The sequence below is a fragment of the Mycolicibacterium pyrenivorans genome, assembly GCF_025821625.1.
Lineage (GTDB): Bacteria > Actinomycetota > Actinomycetes > Mycobacteriales > Mycobacteriaceae > Mycobacterium > Mycobacterium pyrenivorans.
This window is the reverse complement of sequence record NZ_JACKSH010000287.1, coordinates 1-18,696: the sequence shown is the minus strand read 5'-3', so window position 1 is coordinate 18,696 and position 18,696 is coordinate 1. Positions and strand designations below refer to the sequence as shown.

Sequence of the window (18,696 nt, the reverse complement as noted above, 5' to 3'; positions counted from 1 at the left end):
GTTGGCGCGCTCACCGGGCCACCTGCACGACGGCGCTCCCCTTTATCGCGGGTTCGCCGGTCTGGCGCGTGACCACGAGTTCGAGGTCTGCCACCTGCTGCCCTCCGGCCTCGCGCACGCCGGTGACCCTGCCGCCGAAGCTGAGCAGGTCACCGGGCCATACCTGACCGGTGAACCGGATGCGGAACGAGCGGATGTTGGCCAGCCCCACCCAGGCGGTCAGCCGCTGCGCGAGCACACCGCCGTGCAGCAGTCCCATACCGAACACACCGGGCATGCCGGCCGCGCGGGCGAACTCCTCGTCGTGGTGGATCGGGTTGAAGTCGCCGCCGGAGCCGGCGTAGCGGACGATGTGCGAGCGCGTCAGCGGGCCGAACTGTGAGCTCGGCATCTCGTCGCCGATGGCCAACGCCACCGGCGCGGGGGATGTCGTCATTGGGTGGAGCCTCCGGTTTCGATCAAGACGTCGGTCTGGCGCACGACGAGTTCGTCGCGCTGGTTGGTGAAGTCGGTCTCGATCGTCACGATTGTCATGGTGCCGCCGCGCTTGCCCTCGCGGCTGGTCACGTTCGACACCCGACGAGTCTCGGTGAGCTCGTCGCCGACGAACACCGGCGCGAAATACTCCCAGCCGCACTCACCGTGCAGTACGCGTCGCAGGTCGAGCCCGAGGGCGCCGAACATGTCGTCGTCGGCGCGCCAGTGAGCCGAGGAGACGACGAAGGTCGGAGGAGCGGGGATCGCGCCGAAGCCGGCGGCGCGGGCGGCCGCGACGTCCTGGTAGACCGGGTCGCGGTCGCCGAGCGAAAGTGCGAACTCGCGCACTTTGGACCGGTCGACGGGAAACGTGGTCCTCCCGAGTTGCGTCCCGATGAGCGATGCGTCAGCCACTCTGGTCACCTTTCCCGCCGGCGAAGGCCGGCGCACAATCGCGAATGAGGCTGCCGAGGTTCTCGGCGATGCGTTCGGGTGCGACCCCTATCGAGGGTGAGTACAGAACGATGTGGTCCAGCACGCCCTCGTAGCGGCGCAGCCCGTCGCGGACCTCGGCGGCGGTACCGGCCACCGCCATCGCGTCGATCATGTCGTCGGTGACCGCGGCGAACATGGCCGGCAGGTCACGCCGGGCGAACGCCTCGCGAATCGCCGCCCCCTGCCTGGCGAAGCCGCTCACATCGAGAACGTGCTCGTAGGTCTTCACCGAGGAGTAGAACGCGATCTGCTGCGCGGCCTCACGACGTGCGATCTGCGGGTCGTCGTGCACCGCGCAGATGACCATCGAGACGATCTCAATGTCGGCGGGATCGCGTCCGGCCCGCTCCGCACCGCGCACGACGGCTGGGCGGGCGACCTCCTCGACGTAAGCCGTGGTGAACAGCGGATGACCAGCCAACCCGTCGGCCACGCGCCCTGCCACCTCGCACATCCGCGGACGCACGCCCGCGGTGATGATCGGGATCGCTCGCTTCGGCGGCGCGACGTCGCCGGTTGGGACGAGATTCATCCGGTAGAAGCGCCCCTCATGGCGCACGGGGCCCTCGTGCAGGTTCCAGATCCGACGCACGAGCGGGACCAGCTCCTCCATGCGCAAAGCGGGAGCGGAGGTGTCCTCCACGCCGTGCCAGTCGCTCATCATGCGGCGTGTGCCGTTGCCGAGCCCGAGCACGACGCGCCCGCCTGAAAGCTCGTCGAGGTCACGCGCCTCGGTGGCGAGCACGAGCGGGCTGCGCCCGACGCCATACAGGATCGACGACCCGATGCGGCAGCGCTTTGTGCGCGCGGCCATCGCGGCCATCGAGATCGAGCCGGAGCGCGAGTAGAACTCCGAGGCCCAGGCGGCGTCGAAGCCGGCGAGGTCGGTAGCCTCGGCGGTCTCGAGAAGGGTGGCCAAGTCCGCGCCGAGCACCGAGACCCCGTACGTGCTCACGACGCCGCCGGCCTGAATCGGACCAGCCCAAGGTCCTCGTTCACCCGCTCGAACACTGCGCGCACTCTTGCGCCGATCGCAACTTCATCGGGGGCCACGCCCTCGAGACTGGCCAACAACTGCGGCCCCTCGTCCAGACGAACGAGCACGACGACGTACGGCTCGCTGCGCGGGAACGAGTCCCACGGGGGGCGGTACACCGGCGCGAAACTGACGATCTCACCAGTACCCGCCGCGGTCTCCCAGGCCAACTCACCGTCATGGCAGACGGGACACACCAGCCGCGGGTAGAGGAACGGGTGGCCGTTCGCGCACCGCTGGAAGACGAGTACGCCGCGGGCCGCTGCTGCGAAGTAGGGACGGTTGACATCGGTCAGCGGCGGCAGCGCCTCAGGATCGTGCAGACCGTCGAGGGAACTCGAAGCTGCGGTCATGACGCTCCCTCCATCACCATGCTGACGTGACTGCACAGCATCGAGCCGTAGCTGTGCACGAACGCGGTGTCCGCCCCGAAGACCTGACGGCCCTCGGCGCGACCGGACAACTGCCAATAACCCTCGAGGATCTGCGAAATGCCAGAGGAGGTCCCGGTGTGCCCGAACCGGATCAGGCCGCCGTCGGTGTTCACCGGAAGGTCGCCCCCCGGATCGGCGCAGCCGTCACGGTAGAAATCGCCTGCCCCGCCGGGCTTCACGAAACCCGCCTCCTCAAGAATCATCGCCGGGTTGGAGGCGAAGGCGTCGTAGAGCAAGGCGATGTCGATGTCGGCCGGCGCCCGTCCGGAGCGCTCGAAGGCCATCGGACCCGAACGGGCGGCCCCGGTACGACCCGGCCGGGCCAGCGAGGTCAGAAAACCGTGGGTGTGACCCTCTCCGAAGCCGAGCAGGTGGACCGGCCGGTGCTTGCCCGCGCGAGCCCGGCGGGCCGAGCCCAGCACGAGCGCGCCACCGCCCTCGCAGGGAATTGAGCAGTGGTAGAAGTGGAACGGCCCGGCGATTGGGCGGGACGCCAGCACGTCCTCCACAGTCAGGCGTTGTGAGCGGTGTGCGATCGCCGCGGGATTCAGCGCGGCCCACCGGTCCTGCGACGCGGTGACCTCGGCGATGTCCGCCTTGCCCTGTCCTGTCTCGTGCATCCAGGCCTGCGCGATCAAACCGTACAGCGCCGGCACGGACGGTCCGTAGGGCATCTCGAACGCGTGGTCACACACCAGCGCCATCAGTTCGCGCCCGCCATCGCGGATCGGTGGAAACTTGCCCGCCGACACGACCAGCACCGTCTCGGCCTCGCCCCGGGCGATGACGTTACTCGCCATGCGCGTCATGGCCAGATGGGTTCCGCCGCCAAGCTGACAGGTCATCTGAAGTTTCAGGTTGTGTAGCCCGAGATAGTCCATGAGGTCCTCGGACAGGAAGATCGAACCCTCGTTCGTCATCGGGCCGGCGCACACGAGACCGTCGACCTCGTCTGGGTCCACCCCTGCGTCGGCGAGAGCCGCGACCGCGGCGCGCACATGCAATTCAGTGGAGGTGTACGGAACGTTTCTTCCTGGAGTGAGTTCGGCGGCACCGATGATGGCCGGCTGGTCGTGTGGCATCCGGACTCCTTCCGACCACGCGTTCAACGCTGGTCCTGACGTGAACGACGGTTAGCATAGCGTGACTAGGGGGTCCGCGTCACCCCCGCCCGCACCCGCCGCCAGCGCGGTATGGATTCTCTGGATGTCGTTGCGCCTCTTACCAAGAGGGTGCTGCGATGACCGAAACCCGTGCCGATCGTGTCGTTTTCGACGACGTCCACGTGACAGATGCGGCCGATCGTGGAGCCCGCCGGTTCCGATGGGCGCCCAGCACACGCCAGGACGGATCTATGCGCCGCTCAGTCGCGCGTTTTTCTGAAGTGGCGCGGTGAACGACCGGTCCACCGTTTGAAGGCATGTGTGAAGTTCGTGAGGTCCGCGTACCCGAGTTCTGCCGCGATCTCGCTTACAGACACCGATCTGTCGAGAAGTCGCAGAATTGCTCGCTCCTGCAAGAACGACTGACGTAATTCGCGAAAGGTGGTTCCCTCTTCGCTGAGGCGCCGCTTCAGCGTGCTCGGGGATATCGAGAGCTCGTCCGCCGTCCGGCTGATGTTCGTTTGTCCGGGATCTTTCTCCAGCAGGTCCCTTACTTTTTCGGAGAACGACGTGTCACGTCGTTGATCGAGAGTTCGCTGCAAATCGGTGACGGCAATCCGATACGCAACAGGATCGGAGAATCGACAGACCTCCTCGAGCGTAGCCGCGGGAACGTGGACGAACGAGCTAGGGGCGTCGAAGAAGATCCGACCCGCCAACACTTCGTCATGAAGAACCCACGACTCCGGCGCTGAATGACCCAGATGCAGTTCAATATTCGGTACGGCACCCGCGAGCATGTCGAGCAGACGCAGCAGCGCCAGCCCACCGTAGGTGACGGCCAGGCAGTTCAGGCCCGCGTCACCGGTGCGACCGGTGAGCCCGATCGTGAGACCGCGTTCCGTCGAATGGAACGACGGGCTGAGGGCTGTGGTGATTACCGGCAGATAAGCAAGCAACTCGACAACCTCGGCTACCGAGCCCGCGCTGACCAAGGGAACGCTGAGTGCCCCAAAGGACGTCAGTTTGGCGTGTTCGGCGAACGCGAAACCCAGACGGGTTCCCTGATCACAATCGAAATCGGGGTATATCTCCCTGAACCACCGTAAGGGGACCTGCGCGTCACGCCCCACCAACATCGACTCGGTGACGTGGTCGCGAACCATGAGGCTGCGGAGCGCATTGCTTGCGTCATGCCCCAGCGCCTCGCTGTCCAGCATCTGCAGGAAAGCCAGCGCTGGCATACCCGAGTCGTCGAGTGTCACGTGCCTCCCTGCGCGTGAGCTAAAAACACAACTCTTTGACTCCTGCGAGCCTAGCGACGCTGGTCACGCGCGGCAACACTAATTAAGAGAAGTCCCAGATTGAGGAGAGTTAACCATGGCAGTCGTCACCTTCGTCTCTCATGACGGCGAGAAGTACGAAGCCCCCTTGACCGAAGGGCAGTCCTTGATGCAGATCGCGGTCAACAACGCGGTGCCCGGCATCGACGGCGATTGCGGAGGGGAAGCCGCATGCGGAACGTGCCACGTGATCGTCGCTCCCGAGTGGTCGGACACGGTGGGTCTCTGCGGCGCCAACGAAGAGGAGATGCTCGCGATGAACCCTGAGCGTCAGCCGACGTCGAGGCTGTCGTGCCAGATGGCCGCCTCCGAGGCATGGGATGGCTTGACGGTCGAGCTACCCGAGTTCCAGCTCTGAAACAACGTCATGAATTTGGAGGAAGAATATGAGTATTCCCGCGACAGTGACCGCCAAAGCCCAGTCTGCCGTGCCTTTGGAGCTGCAAATCCGCGGCGCACACCTGTACGACAAGACACGCCGGTGGGTAACCGGCGCCAATGGTAAGAAGATCTTCACCGAGACCCCTATTCCCCCGGTCGAGGACGTCGATATCGCCGACATCGATCTCAGCAACCCGTTCCTCTACCGCCAAGGCCGCTGGAAGTCCTACTTCGAACGCGTGCGCAACGAGGCGCCGGTGCATTACCAGGCCCAGAGTCCGTTCGGCCCGTTCTGGTCGGTGACCCGCCACGCGGACATCATCGCCGTCGACAAGAACCACGAGGCTTTCTCCGCAGAGCCGTTCATCATCATCGGGAGACCGCCCCGCTTTTTGGACATCGCCATGTTCATCGCGATGGACCCGCCGCAACACGACCTGCAGCGGGCTTCCGTCCAAGGGGTTGTCGCGCCGAAGAACCTGCGCGAGATGGAGGGGCTGATCCGCTCGCGTGTCCAGGAAGTGCTGGACAATCTACCGGTGGATCAGCCGTTCAATTGGGTGCACCACGTCTCCATCGAGCTGACAGCGCGCATGCTCGCGACCCTGCTGGACTTCCCGTACGAGCAGCGGCACAAGCTCGTGGAATGGTCGGACCTCGCCACCTCCATGGAGCAAGCCAATGGTGGTCCTTCCGACAACGACAGAGTGTTTCGTGGCATGGTCGACATGGCGAAGGGGCTCAGCGCCCTCTGGCACGACAAGGCGGCCCGTACCGCCAACGGGGAGCGACCGGGCTTCGATCTGATCACGATGCTGCAAGCCAACGAGGACACGAAGGACCTCATCGACCGCCCGATGGAATTCCTCGGCAATTTGGTATTGCTGATCGTCGGGGGAAACGACACGACTCGCAACTCGATGAGCGGAGGGGTTCTCGCCTTGAACCAGTTCCCCGATCAGTTCGAGAAGTTGAAGGCGAACCCTGATCTGATTCCCAACATGGTATCCGAGATCATTCGCTGGCAGACTCCGTTGGCGTACATGCGCCGAGTCGCGAAAAAAGACATCATGTTGAACGGGCAATTCATCCGCAAGGGCGACAAGGTCGTGATGTGGTACGCCTCTGGTAACCGCGATGAGCGTGTCTTCGAGCGGGCCGATGAGTTGATCATCGATAGGAGCAACGCCCGCAATCACATCTCGTTCGGGTTCGGCGTGCACAGGTGTATGGGAAACCGACTTGCTGAGTTGCAGCTTCGAATCCTCTGGGAGGAATTGCTCCCTCGCTTTGAGAACATCGAGGTGGTCGGCGAACCCGAGTATGTGCAATCGAATTTCGTCAGGGGTATCAGCAAGCTGATGGTTCGCCTCACTCCCAGGCCGAGTGCATGACTCCCGAACGAGCAGTGATCGTCGGCGCGAGCCACGCCGGCGCGCAGTTGGCAGCTAATCTTCGAAGGGAGGGGTGGGCTGGGGAGGTCGTGCTCATCGGCGACGAGGGGGGACTGCCCTACCACAGGCCTCCGTTGTCGAAGGGATACCTGGCCGGCAAGAACGGCCTCGACGACCTCCTGATTCGCGGCGCTGATTTCTACGAAAAGCAGAACATTCGACTCTTGAATGCGACCGTGGAGGCGATCCACCGGAGTGCCAAGCGTGTGTCTCTGAGCACCGGCGACACGCTGACGTACACCAAGCTCGCGTTGTGCACCGGCGCAAGGGCCAGACGACTCCCCACACCAGGGGTGGATCTTCCCGGAATTCAGTACCTGCGTACCGCTGCAGACGTCGAGTTGATCCGTGCCGCCGCCACACCGGGTCGGAGGGTTGTGATCGTGGGCGGCGGTTACATCGGGTTGGAAACGGCGGCCTCGCTGTGTTCGCTCGGCATGAACGTCACCGTCCTCGAGGCAACCGAGCGTGTACTCGAACGGGTCACCGCGCCGGAGGTTTCCGCGTTTTACACGCGAATCCACCGCGGCGAGGGAGTGGAGATCCGAACACACGCTCTCGTCGAAGCCTTCTTCGGTAACGGTGGGGTGCAGGAGGTGGTGCTGGCTGACGGCGAATCGATCCCCGCCGACTTGGTCATCGTCGGCGTCGGTGTGGTGCCGAACACCGAGCTCGCCTCGGCCGCAGGATTATCCGTCGACAACGGCATCGTGATCGACGACCAGGCCCGCACCAGCGACCCCGACATCGTGGCCGCCGGCGACTGCACCAGCCACACCATGGCTCGATACGGCTCGCGTATTCGTTTGGAATCCGTATCGAGCGCCGGCGAGCAGGCCAAGATCGCTGCGGCGACAATCTGCGGAAAACACAGCGCAATCGCTGCGCTTCCGTGGTTCTGGTCCGACCAGTACGATCTCAAACTCCAGATTGCCGGTCTCAACGCCGGGTACGACGAAGTGTTGCTCAGTGGTGACCCGTCGCGTGAGCGTGACTTCAGCTGCTTCTACTTCCGCGAGGGCGAACTCATCGCCGCCGACTGCGTCAATCGTCCTCGGGATTTCATGTCCAGTAAGCGGGCCATCAGCCAGCAACTTCGGGTTGACCGCGCAGACCTCCTCGCCGGCTCGATCTGACACGAGAGCTTGCTGGTTACAAACTGTGGACAACTCCCAGGTACCTGAGTGCTACGCGGGAGATCCGCTCACCGGTGGTGGCGATGTCCGCGGCTGGGAGTACAACATGACTCACTGTCAGTCGCACCAAAACATCTGCGACCTCCTCAACGTCTTCGGGATCGAGATCGTCGAAGTGGTCGTTAAACCACGTGATCAGAGCCGCGGAGCAGAGCTGAAGCAGGGAAGCCGACGTCGGCAGAAGAGGTAGGACTCCAGTAGACGACGAGCCACCGCGATCATTCCCCGAAGGGTTGGACGTCAGAACTGCCTTGAGGAGCGGGCTGTCTTCTGCTTCACAGAGGGTGAATTGCACCGCTGCGGTGATGCCGCCCCGCACGTCGCCCACGTGTTCGGCAAGGACGGCAAGAATGCCTTCCATAAAGCGCTGGCCCTCTGACACCACAAGCGCGTCACCGAGCCCCTGTTTGTCGCCGAACTCTTTGTACAACGTCGGGCGGGACACGCCGACCGATTCGGCAACCTCGCTCATCCGGACCTGATCCCAGCCCTTCTTGATGGTGAGTTCTCGTGTCGCCCTCAAAACCTGGTCGCGCACATGCCGGCGGAAAGACATCCGCACTGGTTCAGTTGGCATAGGAGCAGGATAGGCGCCAGCCCTACAAGGGCAGTCAACCGACTGCAGGGTTCATATGGTCCTGTCGAGGAATTCGACGACTGCCGTCGAGAATGCGTCGTTGTTGTCGCCGGCAATCATGTGTCCCGCGCCCGACACGTCAACGGTTTGCGCGTGCGGAACGACGGTGAGGAAATGCTTTACTGTCTCTTCGGAGACCATGTCAGACAGCAGGCCCCGGACCAGCAGCGTTGGCGCGGACATCTGGCGCGCACCATCAAGAAGGAATGCGCTCATCATGTCGAAGTCTTTAGCGCCTTCGTCTGGATCACCCTGCAGAAACTGAAAATTCGACGTCACGAAGGCTGGATCCCATCGCCAGGCCCAGCGACCGTCTTCGCGACGTTGGAGGACTTTTCGGAGGCCGTTGAGGTTGTCGGGGCGAGGGCGGTGCGGGTTGTAGGCGGCGATCACGTCAGCGGCCGACTCTAGGCTGTCGAAACCTTCGGGGTGTGCCGCCATGAACGCTACGACTCGTCGGGCGCCGTCCATCTCCATTCGCGGAGTGACGTCAACCAGTACGACGGCCTGCCATAGGTCCTGCGGGGCGAGCAAGTGTGTTCCGAGAATGGTCAAGCCGCCCAGAGAGGCGCCGATCGCGGCGACGGGGCGGCCGGAATCGGCGTATGAGCGCACGGCCAATAGGTCGGATCCAAGCCGGTCCATATCGTAGCGTCCGTCGGGGTCCCAGTCGCTGTCACCGTGCCCCCTCGCGTCGTACGCCAACACCGTGTAACCCCGCTGGTGCAGGCGTTGGGCGGTGACGTCCCAGGCGTGTCGGCTTTGACCGCCGCCGTGAAGGAGCAACACGACCGCCCGCGGCGCGTCACAGCGGTAGAGGTCGACCGCCAGCGACAGCCCGTCCGCCGTGGGCACACGCTCGACCACGGGAGACGACGAATCACCTGTTCTCTTTGCCGACATCAGGAACTCGTCTTCGGTGCGACGACGGTGACGGTTCCCTGGGCCGCACACACCGCTCTGCCGTCGTTGCTGATGTCGATCCGCGCCACCCCGCTGGTTCTGCCCAGCGCGATGATCTCAGCTGTGGCTACACAGGTGCCGCTGGAGACCGGGCGAAGCAAATTCAGTTTGAACTCCGTGGTCGCGACCCAGGAGCCCATCGGAATCACCGGATAAAACACCACGCCGAGGCAGTGGTCGACCATGGCCGATAAGCAGCCCCCATGCAGGTTGCCGAACGGCGTCTTCAGGTCGTCGCGTGCGTCCATCTCCGCAATGAGCCGTCCCGCAGTGAATTCGGTGTGACGGAAGCCGAGGTAACCGGCCAACCCGCCCGTGGTTTCTGCTGCCCTCTTTAGTTGCTCAGCGACCTCTTCGTTGAACGTGGTGAATTGCACAGGCCCTCCTAACTCATCTGCCGTCGAGACATTACGCCGTAGTTGTCACACCGGTCGACGGTGGTCACTTGCCAGGATCGCCGGAAGGAGAAACCTCGACAGAAACGCCCGGAGTCCGTCACGACTGCGCTCCCGCGGCCCCCGAACAGTCAGCAGGCTCAGTATCGTGCGGACAACCCACTCGGCGGCGTCGTCGACGGAGACGCCCGGTTCCACGCAACTCCAGTGTCTGGTGAAGATGGGACGCAGAAATTCGGTGACGATTTCGAAGAGGGACGTCGAGGTCCCCGCCGCGAGACCCACGCCGGCGAGTTCCTCGTCGCTGCCGAACAACAATCCGATGATCTCTTCGCGGCGCGCGGCCTCAACCGTGTATTCCACGAAATCGACGAGCGCGGAGCCCAGGTCGGCGTGCGCCGCGATCCGCGGGCTGATGCGGTCGAGATAGCGCCCGGCGGCGCGAAGGATGACGCCCGACATCACCGCCTCCCGACTGGGGAAGTAGCGATACACCGTTGCCCTGGACACACCCGCTGTTCTGCCGATGTCCTCCATGGTCGTGCCCACCACACCGCAACTCTCGAGGCACCGCTCGGCAGCATCGAGCAACCGGTCGCGAGCTGACCCACGATCTGTCGGCGCGGCGGCGCCCCATCTCAACAACTTCGTCGACACACAGCCAGTATGCCGCGACCGCACACCATTGTGACTTGCACACGCACATGACACCATCGCAGTTATGTCTCAAGTCAGCCCCGAGGCCCTGAGCGGGTGCCGATGCCGATGTCGGTAGAAGCGCGTACCCCCGTTGTCGTCGGCGTGGGCGAAGTCACCCATCGTGGGGACGACTTCGCGGACCCGATCGACTTGGCGGTGCAGGCCGCACGCCGCGCGGTCAAAGACGCAGGTCGCGCGGTCGAGCGGCGCATCGACACCGTCGCGACTCCCGGCATCCTGGTCATACCGCGCGACAATCCCGCCAGCAGGATCGCCGAAGCGATGCGCATCAGTCCCGCCCGCCTGATCAGCTGTCCGGTCGGCGGAAACACCCCGCAGTATCTCGTCGAGGTATTGGGTGGCGAAATAGCCGAAGGCCGCGCAGATGTCGTCCTGGTCGTCGGGGCGGAAAGCGGGCATTCCGCGCGCAAGCGTCAGGGCAGGGCACTTCTCGACTCGCCGCCCCCGCCTCGCTCCGGCGACGAATCCCTGGGCGACGCCCGCCCCGGGCTGAGTCAAGCCGAATTGTCGGTGGGTCTGAGTTGGCCGCACGAGGTGTATCCCATCTTCGAGTCCGCGATCGCCGCGCGCCACGGCCGCGACTTCGATGCTCAACGGGAGTGGCTGGGCACGCTGATGGCACCATTCACAGCCGAGGCGGCACGCCATCCCCAGCAGGCTTGGTTCCCACGCACACGAAGTGCCACCGAACTCAGCGAAGTCACCGCGGAAAACCGCATGGTCTGCTTGCCCTACCCCAAGCTGCTCAACAGCATCATGTCCGTCGACATGGCTGCCGCCTTCATCCTCATGGCGGCCGAGGTAGCGGACGAATTGGGCGTCGCGCGCGATCGTTGGGTCTTTCCCTGGTCAGCAGCGACTTGCAACGACGTGTACTTCCCCGTGGAACGGCCGGACCTCAGTCGCTCATCGGGTATCGAGGTAGCGGCACGCAAGGCTCTCAATGCGGGCCGGTTGACCACCGACGACATTCGGTGGTTCGACCTCTACTCCTGCTTCCCGTCGGCAGTTGAGATGGCTGCAGAGGCTCTCGACTTGGACCCGCTCGACGACAGAGGCCTCACAGTAACCGGAGGCCTGCCTTATCACGGCGGTCCCGGAAACAATTACGTCAGCCACTCGATCGTTGAGATGGTCCGACGGTGTAGACGCGACCCAACCGATGTCGGACTCGTCACCGGCCTCGGGTGGTATTCCACGAAGCATTCGGTCGGTCTGTGGTCGGCCACCCCGCCACCAACCGGGTGGCGACTGCTCGACACGGCGGTCGAGCAAGCTCAGATCGATTCATTGAGGTTGGGTGTCGCAGGCGTCGACGAGGCGACCGGTTGCGCGACAGTGGACGGATACACCGTCGTCTACGACCGAGACGGGCAACCTCGATGGACTCCGATCATCGCGCACCTGTCTGACGGGCGAAGAGTTGTCGCACGCAGCGACGATCCGCAGATCGCCGAGGCGATGGCGAGTGAGATGTACGTCGGCAGAACGGTCAGCCTCCGAACAAGAGGATCGTTCAGCGGGTTTGAGCTTCCATGATCGCCGAGGCGATGGTGCTGACCGGACCGCGGAATCTGGAGCGACGCCGGATGACCATTCCCGACGTCGGTGACCAGGGTGCGATACTGCGAGTTGAAGCGTGTGGTCTGTGCGGTACGGATCACGAACAATTCACCGGACACCTGCCTGCCGGCTTTTCATTCGTTCCAGGGCATGAAATCGTCGGCATCGTCGAGCGGGTCGGCGCCGCGGCCGGCGAACGCTGGGGGGTGCAGGCGGGCCAGCGCGTGGCCGTCGAGGTGTTCCGGTCCTGCCGAGACTGCCCCGAGTGCCGCCGCGGCGACTACCGGCGGTGTGCGGTCAACGGCATCGCCACCATGTTCGGCTTCGTCGACGTGGAGATCGGTGCGGGGTTATGGGGCGGATACGCCACCCATGTGGAGCTTCCGTGGGACGCGATGCTACTGCCGATTGCCGAAGACATGGACCCCGTTCTCGCCACGTTGTTCAACCCTCTCGGGGCCGGTATCCAATGGGGGGCGAGTCTTCCCGACACCAAGGCGGGGGACGTCGTAGCGATCCTGGGACCCGGCATCCGTGGAATCTGTGCGGCCGTGGCGGCCAAAGAGGCGGGAGCCGCGTTCGTTGCGATGACCGGCGTCGGCCCACGCGACGAACAACGACTGGCCATAGCCAGATCATTCGGTGTCGACCTGCCCATCGATGTATCGAAGGACGATGCAGCGACCGCGCTCCAGCGTGAGACAGGCGGACGGCTTGCCGACGTGGTCGTCGACGTCACCGCGAAAGCACCCACCGCGTTCGCCGATGCCGTCGGCCTTGCCAGGCCCGGCGGCACAGTTGTGGTGGCCGGCACCCGCGGAGGAGGCGGCGCGCCCCGGTTTGAACCAGACTTGTTGGTCTATAAAGAATTACACGTCGTAGGCGCACTCGGCGTGGAGTATCCCGCCTACCGGGCAGCCCTCGAGATTCTAGCCATGGGCCGCTGGCCGTTCGACCGGATCACCAGAGAATCAACCGGATTCGCTGGGCTCGCGCAGCTGCTCACTTCGCTTGCAGATGAAAGTGCCCGATCAAGTGGGGCGCTGCACAACGTCTTTTTGCCCACGCCCTAACGGCGTGCAGAGGTTCAACAGAGAGGGCCACCCGTGACCATGGCGGAACGCGTACCGATGCTAGACCGTGAGCAGGCCCAGCTGCGAGCTGCCGAATGTGGGTTGCCCGAAGAGTTGGCAGAGCTGTCGGTATTCCGCGTGGCACTTCATCAGCCGCGTGTGGCGGTTGCGTTGTATGGGCTGCTGGACGCGTTACTCTTCCGCGGTTCCCTTGACGCGCGGCTACGCGAGCTGGTCATCTTGCGCATCGGCTGGGTCACTGGCTCCGAATACGAATGGACTCAACATTGGCGAATCGCCACACTGCTCGGCGTTCCTGAGCATGATCTCCTCGCGGTGCGCGACTGGCAGAATTCCGAAAGCCTCGGGCCAGTCGAGCGTGCGGTCCTCGCAGCGACCGATGATGTGGTAAGCGACGGGGTCATCTCCGAGGAAAACTGGGCTGGGTGCCAGAAGGCATTCAATAGCGATCACGCGGTTTTGGTCGAACTTGTCGGAGCAATCGCCAATTGGCGGCTCTTTTCGATCCTGCTTCGATCTCTGAATATTCCGCTTGAGTCCGGTACCGACGGCTGGCCGCCCGATGGGCGAGCTCCTCGGCGTCGCGATTGAGCGAAAAATGTGGACCGGTGCTCGATTGAAGCGGTCAGCGCCCCAATCGCCAGACCACGACCCGTGTCGTAGACGGACAAGTCCCCCCTCGGACACATCCGGCGACACGACTCAAGTCGGCTGTCGCCTGGACTCGTCGCAGATGGGGATCGTAATCAAGACGCAGCCCCAGGCTTGCGTACACCTCAGCGCGCTCCGCGCCGGTTGCCGCACCAAGCACCGATGACAGCCCGCCCCACTTCTCGACCAATTCGTTGATCTGTGCGGCAGACATGACGCGAGGCCGCTCCGCTTGCTCAAGACGGGCCTTCAGCTCGTCGCGTTCGGCGGTGCGGCGACGCAATGCAGCGGTCAAATCCTCAACGGCCACACCAGACTCCACGGCGGTAACCAAAGCAGCAACCTTGGCATTCGCCTCGCTAAGCTGGCGCTGCAAGGCGGCGTAGCCAGTACCGGCTGCCGGGTCCACGTCCTGCCCCCGTGCGAGGTCTTAAGGATCAGCCAGAGTGGCGATCCATTCGTCAAGCCGCGCTGTCACCTCATCTTCACGGAGATAGACGGTGCGCGGGTGATCACTCAGATCCGTCGGTACCGAACGCGACTTACCTAGTTCACAACGGTAGAGGATGCGGGTTGTTCGTTTCCCGACGCGAGCGGCGCCCTGCATCCGCCGTCCGCACGAACGCGACTTACCTAGTTCACAACGGTAGAGGATGCGGGTTGTTCGTTTCCCGACGCGAGCGGCGCCCTGCATCCGCCGTCCGCACGCGGCGCAGAACAACCGCCCGCGCAGCGCGTACGGCGTCGTCGATTCTCTGCTGCAGACGAGACCGGGACCACGCCGCTGAGGTGAGCCCGTCGTAGTGGTCCAGTCGTTGTGGGACTCTGTTGCCCGGTGTTCGGGCGAGGAAGAATCGACGACGACATGGCATCGAACAAGCGCCGGCGGCATACGCCGGATCAGATCATCCGCAAGCTCGCCGAGGGCAACAAGCTGCTCGCGTCGGGTCAGGAGTTGGCCGAGGTGTGCCGGCATCTGGAGATCGCGGAATCGACGTGGCATCGCTGGTTGGCCCATGTCGGCGGACATGAAAAACTGCCCACTGGCGGACACGAAAGTGCCCATTCGCGGCCAATAAGAACTGCCCACCGGCGGACACGGAAGTGCCCGCCGGCGGTCATGAATCTGCCCAGACCTGTTTGATGCCGTCCGGCGCGTCAGCGCCGTGGCGGCCTCTCCTGTGGTTTCGATGTCGATGCCTAGTCGAACCGAAACCCGCAGGAGAGACCTACCTTGAAGTCTGACGGAGAACTCATGGAAATACTCAATGCCTACGACCTGACCGGGTCCTATCGTGCTGCGGCGGAGCTGTGCGGGTGCTCGCATCACACCGTGAAGAAAGCGGTCGAAGACCGCGACGCCGGATTGGCGCCGGTGACTCGGCGTGCCCGGATGATCGATGATTGGCGCGACGTCCTGGAGGGTTGGGTCGGCGAGTCGAAGGGAAAGATCCGCGGCGACAAAGCCCACGACAAACTCGTCGCGTTGGGATACACCGGCACAGACCGCACCACCCGCCGAGCGTTGGCAGAAATCAAATCGCAATGGCGACTGGGCAATACACGCGTGCATCGACCGTGGATCACCGAGCCCGGACTGTGGCTGCAGTACGACTTCGCCGACGGCCCGCTGGTGGCCGGCCGCAAAGTGGTGCTCTTGGTGGCGTGGCTGGCATGGTCGCGTTACCGGGTGGTGATCGCGTTACGGGACCGGACCGCACCCAGTGTCTTCGCCGGCCTGGACCGCATCTTCCGCCTCGTCGGTGGTGCCCCGACCTACCTGCTGACCGACAACGAGAAGACCGTCACCGTCGGACACATCGCCGGGGTCCCGGTCCGCAACCGGTCCGCGGTCACCTTCGGGCGGTATTACGGCATCTCGGTGCTGACCTGTGAGCCCGCCGACCCGGCGTCCAAAGGCGGGGTGGAGAACGCCGTCAAGCTCGCCAAGGCCGACATCGTGCCCACCGAGACGAACCTGCTGCCCCAGTACGCCAGCTTCGCCGACGTCGAAACGGCGTGCGCGCAGTTCGTCACCGACATCAATGCCCGGGTGCACCGCACGACGGGTCGGCGCCCGGTCGAGATGCTCACCGCCGAACGCCCGGCACTGCACGCAATCCCGGACCTGCCTCACACCGCCGCGTTGGGGGTGACCCGGCGGGTTCCCGACAACACTCCGATGGTCACCTTCGAACACTGCCAATACTCCCTACCGGCAACACTATTGGGTCAGACGGTGTGGATTCGCCACCACGCGGGGACCGACGAGGTGGTGATCTGCGCTCTCGATGACGGGGGCCCGATCGAGGTGGCGCGGCACCGCCGCGCCACCCCCGGAAGCCCGGCCATCGACGACGCTCATTTCCCTGACCACCACGACAAAGTTCCCGGGGACTACCGCGTGCGGGCCCGCACCATCTCCGAGCAGACGTTCCTGGCCTTGGGCACTGGCGCAGCTGTATGGCTCAAAGAAGCCGCCGCTGTCGGAACCGAACGCATCCTGCAGAAGATGGCCCACGCCGTCGAACTCTCCGCGCTGGCCGGCCATGTTGATGTCGACTGGGCGCTCGGCCATGCCGCCGTCCACGGCCGGTTCGCCACCGGCGACCTCGATTCCATCCTGGCCGCCAAAGGCCTGGACCCCACCCGTCGCGGCGCCGACGAAGACACCTCCCTGGCCCAAGGCACCAGTTCCTGGAACCTGTTCGGCCGCACAATCATCGACGGAACCGAGGCAGGCATCGCATGACCAACACCACGACCACCGCGCCGCCGTTGCCCGCTGACGTCGAAGGGTTGATGCGTGGGCTGCGGTTGCCGCACGCCCGCGCGATCGCCGCCGACGTGCTGGCCACCGCCCGCGCTCAACGCTGGGATCCCACCGAGGTCATCAAAGCGCTGCTGACCGAGGAAGCTGCCGGACGGGCCCGCTCGATGCTGGCTGCTCGCCGTAAAGCTGCCGGTTTCCCGACCGGGAAAACCTTCGACGTCTGGGATCCGGGCGCCTCCTCGATCCCGCTACCGACCCAGCAGGCGCTGCAGACTTTGGAATGGGTTGGGCGTCGGGAGAACCTGGTGGTCTGCGGCCCGGCCGGCACCGGCAAGACGTTCTTCCTCGAAGCGTTGGGGCAGAAAGTCATTGAGGCCGGGATGCCGGTGGCGTGGTTCACCCTCGAGCAGATCGGGGTGCTGGTGCGGGCGCACCGCGCCGACGACTCACTGGGCAAGGCCGTCGCCAAGATCGTCCGCGCCGAGCTCGTGGTCATCGATGACGTTGGCCTTCTTCCCGTGGGTGCGGACGCCGCTGAAGGGCTTTACCGCATCGTCGAAGCCGCCTATGAGCGCCGCTCGGTGGCGATCTCGTCGAACCTTCACCCGAGCGGTTTCGATGAGCTGATGCCCAAGACGTTGGCGACCGCCACCGTCGACCGGCTGCTCCATCACGCGCACCTGTGCCAAACCAGCGGCGATTCCGTGCGCCTGGCCCAGGCCCTGCACGGGAAAGGAGTCCAACCCCTGAGCTGACAACGGCCTCACCGACCGGTGGCGGACACACCCTCATGGGCAGATTCGTGTCCGCCACTGGGCAGTTCTTATTGGCCACCTACGAGCAGTTTTCATGTCCGCCCACGGGCAGTCTCAGCTGTCCATTGACAGGCCCAGTACGGCGGCATGAAGGCCAACGAGGCCAAGCGGCTCAAAGAGCTCGAAGCCGAGAACGCCCGGCTCAAGAAGTTGGTCGCCAATCAATCAGGCCCTCGACATCGACATGCTCAAGGACCTCTCGGCGGGAAACTTCTGACCCCGAACCGTAAACGCCGCGCCGTCGAGGTGCTGCGTGAGCGGTTCGGGGTGTCGCAACGCCGGGCCTGCACGGTGGTGGGCATCCACCGTTCCACGATGCGCCTGAACCCGCCGCCCATCCCCGCCGAGGAGGCCGAGCTACGTGCCTGGTTTCGCCGGTTCTCGGTGGACCGGCCTCGTTGGGGGTGGCGACGGGCCGCCAAGATGGCCCGCCGGGCGGGCTGGACGGTCAATAACAAGCGGATCCGCCGGCTGTGGCGCGAGGAGGGCCTGCGGGTCCCGCAGCGCCGCCGCAAGAAGCGGTTGACCGGTATCGGTGTCGCCGTGGGCGCGATGTCACCGATCCGGCCGAACGTCATCTGGGCGATGGACTTTCAGTTCGATACCACCGTCGACGGCCGCACCCTGAAGATGTTGAACGTGACCGACGAGTTCACCCGCGAAGCCCTCGCGATCGAAGTTGATCGCGCCATAGACGCCGACGGCGTCGTCGATGTTCTGGATCGCTTGGCCCTCACCCACGGGGCGCCGCACTATGTCCGCTTTGACAACGGCCCCGAGTTCGTGGCGCACGCGGTCAGTGATTGGTGCCGATTCAACAGTGCCGGTCCACTTTTCATCGATCCTGGCTCGCCGTGGCAGAACGCCTGGATCGAATCGTTCAACGGCCGGTTACGTGATGAACTGCTCAACTCGTGGCGCTTCGATTCGCTCCTGGAAGCCCGCGTGATCATCGAGGACTGGCATTGCGACTACAACGCCAACAGGCCCCAACTCCGCCCACGGCCAACTCACCCCAGCCGAGTTCGCTCTACAGTGGACCACGACCCATCAACCCCAAGCCGCATAGTGTGGTTCCCCCGAAATCGTGGAGGGTTTCCTATGCCGCTTCCGGCTTGGTCTTGGATTCCCTGATCTCGTAGTTGACGGGCGATAGCCCGTCTGCG

21 protein-coding genes are annotated in these 18,696 nt (G+C 64.4%); 10 read left to right on the top strand and 11 right to left on the bottom strand.

The features are described from left to right. Positions 1 to 10: 10 nt before the first annotated feature. The 6 genes from H7I57_RS31505 to H7I57_RS31480 form a co-directional block, all read right to left on the bottom strand. Positions 11 to 436, bottom strand: a complete 426-nt coding sequence (locus tag H7I57_RS31505) for a MaoC/PaaZ C-terminal domain-containing protein (RefSeq protein ID WP_264028418.1) — start codon at positions 434 to 436, stop codon at positions 11 to 13. Continuing rightward, positions 433 to 891, bottom strand: coding sequence for an FAS1-like dehydratase domain-containing protein (locus tag H7I57_RS31500; protein WP_005061013.1), 459 nt, complete (start codon positions 889 to 891; stop codon positions 433 to 435). The genes H7I57_RS31505 and H7I57_RS31500 overlap by 4 nt, the downstream gene beginning before the upstream one ends. Continuing rightward, positions 884 to 1,927, bottom strand: a complete 1,044-nt coding sequence (locus H7I57_RS31495; protein WP_264028417.1) for an LLM class flavin-dependent oxidoreductase — start codon at positions 1,925 to 1,927, stop codon at positions 884 to 886. The genes H7I57_RS31500 and H7I57_RS31495 overlap by 8 nt, the downstream gene beginning before the upstream one ends. Next, a complete protein-coding gene (locus tag H7I57_RS31490) occupies positions 1,924 to 2,361 on the bottom strand; it encodes a Zn-ribbon domain-containing OB-fold protein (RefSeq protein WP_005061010.1) in 438 nt (145 codons plus the stop codon). Before H7I57_RS31490 ends, H7I57_RS31495 begins: the two co-directional genes overlap by 4 nt. Then, positions 2,358 to 3,524 (bottom strand): thiolase family protein, encoded by a 1,167-nt coding sequence (locus tag H7I57_RS31485; protein WP_264028416.1) that lies wholly within the window; start codon positions 3,522 to 3,524, stop codon positions 2,358 to 2,360. Before H7I57_RS31485 ends, H7I57_RS31490 begins: the two co-directional genes overlap by 4 nt. A 281-nt stretch (positions 3,525 to 3,805) precedes the next feature. Next, the gene (locus H7I57_RS31480) at positions 3,806 to 4,810 is read right to left on the bottom strand and encodes a helix-turn-helix domain-containing protein (protein ID WP_264028415.1); all 1,005 of its coding nucleotides are present in this window, start codon (positions 4,808 to 4,810) and stop codon (positions 3,806 to 3,808) included. Between the two features lie 115 nt (positions 4,811 to 4,925). Here H7I57_RS31480 and H7I57_RS31475 point away from each other — a divergent pair, with 115 nt between their 5' ends. Genes H7I57_RS31475 through H7I57_RS31465 form a run of 3 tightly spaced genes read left to right on the top strand, consistent with a single transcriptional unit; the run spans position 4,926 to position 7,859 of the window. After that, on the top strand, positions 4,926 to 5,246 hold the full coding sequence (locus H7I57_RS31475; protein ID WP_036374609.1) for a 2Fe-2S iron-sulfur cluster-binding protein: 321 nt from the start codon (positions 4,926 to 4,928) through the stop codon (positions 5,244 to 5,246). 28 nt (positions 5,247 to 5,274) lie between these two features. Further along, complete coding sequence (locus H7I57_RS31470) at positions 5,275 to 6,663, top strand: cytochrome P450 (protein WP_264028414.1); 1,389 nt, start codon at positions 5,275 to 5,277, stop codon at positions 6,661 to 6,663. Further along, positions 6,660 to 7,859 carry an NAD(P)/FAD-dependent oxidoreductase gene (locus H7I57_RS31465; RefSeq protein ID WP_264028413.1) on the top strand — a complete coding sequence of 400 codons (1,200 nt, stop codon included), beginning with the start codon at positions 6,660 to 6,662 and terminating at the stop codon, positions 7,857 to 7,859. The genes H7I57_RS31470 and H7I57_RS31465 overlap by 4 nt, the downstream gene beginning before the upstream one ends. A gap of 16 nt (positions 7,860 to 7,875) precedes the next feature. Here the strand turns inward: H7I57_RS31465 and H7I57_RS31460 are convergent, their stop codons facing one another. The 4 genes from H7I57_RS31460 to H7I57_RS31445 all read right to left on the bottom strand — a co-directional run bounded on the left by H7I57_RS31460 (position 7,876) and on the right by H7I57_RS31445 (position 10,628). Continuing rightward, positions 7,876 to 8,457, bottom strand: coding sequence for a TetR/AcrR family transcriptional regulator (locus H7I57_RS31460; RefSeq protein ID WP_199559006.1), 582 nt, complete (start codon positions 8,455 to 8,457; stop codon positions 7,876 to 7,878). Between the two features lie 90 nt (positions 8,458 to 8,547). After that, positions 8,548 to 9,459: an alpha/beta fold hydrolase gene (locus H7I57_RS31455; RefSeq protein ID WP_264028412.1), complete on the bottom strand. Its 912-nt coding sequence runs from the start codon at positions 9,457 to 9,459 to the stop codon at positions 8,548 to 8,550. Beyond that, entirely contained in the window at positions 9,459 to 9,896 is a 438-nt protein-coding gene (locus tag H7I57_RS31450) for a PaaI family thioesterase (protein ID WP_264028410.1), read from the bottom strand. The genes H7I57_RS31455 and H7I57_RS31450 overlap by 1 nt, the downstream gene beginning before the upstream one ends. Positions 9,897 to 9,941: 45 nt before the next feature. Then, on the bottom strand, positions 9,942 to 10,628 hold the full coding sequence (locus H7I57_RS31445; protein WP_109489656.1) for a TetR/AcrR family transcriptional regulator: 687 nt from the start codon (positions 10,626 to 10,628) through the stop codon (positions 9,942 to 9,944). Between the two features lie 51 nt (positions 10,629 to 10,679). Here H7I57_RS31445 and H7I57_RS31440 point away from each other — a divergent pair, with 51 nt between their 5' ends. Genes H7I57_RS31440 through H7I57_RS31430 form a run of 3 tightly spaced genes read left to right on the top strand, consistent with a single transcriptional unit; the run spans position 10,680 to position 13,882 of the window. Continuing rightward, on the top strand, positions 10,680 to 12,173 hold the full coding sequence (locus H7I57_RS31440) for an acetyl-CoA acetyltransferase (RefSeq protein WP_264028409.1): 1,494 nt from the start codon (positions 10,680 to 10,682) through the stop codon (positions 12,171 to 12,173). Further along, positions 12,170 to 13,270, top strand: a complete 1,101-nt coding sequence (locus H7I57_RS31435; RefSeq protein ID WP_264028408.1) for a zinc-dependent alcohol dehydrogenase — start codon at positions 12,170 to 12,172, stop codon at positions 13,268 to 13,270. Before H7I57_RS31440 ends, H7I57_RS31435 begins: the two co-directional genes overlap by 4 nt. A 33-nt stretch (positions 13,271 to 13,303) precedes the next feature. Next, on the top strand, positions 13,304 to 13,882 hold the full coding sequence (locus H7I57_RS31430) for a carboxymuconolactone decarboxylase family protein (RefSeq protein WP_264028407.1): 579 nt from the start codon (positions 13,304 to 13,306) through the stop codon (positions 13,880 to 13,882). Between the two features lie 34 nt (positions 13,883 to 13,916). On the opposite strand, the gene H7I57_RS31425 is transcribed toward H7I57_RS31430, so the two are convergent. After that, on the bottom strand, positions 13,917 to 14,351 hold the full coding sequence (locus H7I57_RS31425) for a kinetochore protein SPC24 (protein ID WP_264028406.1): 435 nt from the start codon (positions 14,349 to 14,351) through the stop codon (positions 13,917 to 13,919). 456 nt (positions 14,352 to 14,807) lie between these two features. Here H7I57_RS31425 and H7I57_RS34090 point away from each other — a divergent pair, with 456 nt between their 5' ends. From H7I57_RS34090 to H7I57_RS31405, 4 genes are all read left to right on the top strand, one after another. Continuing rightward, complete coding sequence (locus H7I57_RS34090) at positions 14,808 to 15,086, top strand: transposase (protein ID WP_504928652.1); 279 nt, start codon at positions 14,808 to 14,810, stop codon at positions 15,084 to 15,086. A 90-nt stretch (positions 15,087 to 15,176) separates the two neighbouring features. Continuing rightward, positions 15,177 to 16,694: an IS21 family transposase gene (gene istA / locus H7I57_RS31415; protein ID WP_264028405.1), complete on the top strand. Its 1,518-nt coding sequence runs from the start codon at positions 15,177 to 15,179 to the stop codon at positions 16,692 to 16,694. Then, positions 16,691 to 17,470 (top strand): ATP-binding protein, encoded by a 780-nt coding sequence (locus H7I57_RS31410; protein WP_264028404.1) that lies wholly within the window; start codon positions 16,691 to 16,693, stop codon positions 17,468 to 17,470. The genes istA and H7I57_RS31410 overlap by 4 nt, the downstream gene beginning before the upstream one ends. A 147-nt stretch (positions 17,471 to 17,617) precedes the next feature. Beyond that, positions 17,618 to 18,664, top strand: a complete 1,047-nt coding sequence (locus tag H7I57_RS31405; RefSeq protein WP_264028403.1) for an IS3 family transposase — start codon at positions 17,618 to 17,620, stop codon at positions 18,662 to 18,664. Positions 18,665 to 18,696 lie beyond the last annotated feature (32 nt).

Coding starts and splice junctions, on each gene's coding strand:
- H7I57_RS31505 (WP_264028418.1), bottom strand. CDS start 436: ATGACGACATCCCCCGCGCCGGTGGCGTTGGCCATCGGCGACGAGATG.
- H7I57_RS31490 (WP_005061010.1), bottom strand. CDS start 2,361: ATGACCGCAGCTTCGAGTTCCCTCGACGGTCTGCACGATCCTGAGGCG.
- H7I57_RS31485 (WP_264028416.1), bottom strand. CDS start 3,524: ATGCCACACGACCAGCCGGCCATCATCGGTGCCGCCGAACTCACTCCA.
- H7I57_RS31475 (WP_036374609.1), top strand. CDS start 4,926: ATGGCAGTCGTCACCTTCGTCTCTCATGACGGCGAGAAGTACGAAGCC.
- H7I57_RS31470 (WP_264028414.1), top strand. CDS start 5,275: ATGAGTATTCCCGCGACAGTGACCGCCAAAGCCCAGTCTGCCGTGCCT.
- H7I57_RS31465 (WP_264028413.1), top strand. CDS start 6,660: ATGACTCCCGAACGAGCAGTGATCGTCGGCGCGAGCCACGCCGGCGCG.
- H7I57_RS31455 (WP_264028412.1), bottom strand. CDS start 9,459: ATGTCGGCAAAGAGAACAGGTGATTCGTCGTCTCCCGTGGTCGAGCGT.
- H7I57_RS31445 (WP_109489656.1), bottom strand. CDS start 10,628: ATGGTGTCATGTGCGTGTGCAAGTCACAATGGTGTGCGGTCGCGGCAT.
- H7I57_RS31440 (WP_264028409.1), top strand. CDS start 10,680: ATGTCGGTAGAAGCGCGTACCCCCGTTGTCGTCGGCGTGGGCGAAGTC.
- H7I57_RS31435 (WP_264028408.1), top strand. CDS start 12,170: ATGATCGCCGAGGCGATGGTGCTGACCGGACCGCGGAATCTGGAGCGA.
- H7I57_RS34090 (WP_504928652.1), top strand. CDS start 14,808: ATGGCATCGAACAAGCGCCGGCGGCATACGCCGGATCAGATCATCCGC.
- H7I57_RS31410 (WP_264028404.1), top strand. CDS start 16,691: ATGACCAACACCACGACCACCGCGCCGCCGTTGCCCGCTGACGTCGAA.
- H7I57_RS31405 (WP_264028403.1), top strand. CDS start 17,618: ATGAAGGCCAACGAGGCCAAGCGGCTCAAAGAGCTCGAAGCCGAGAAC.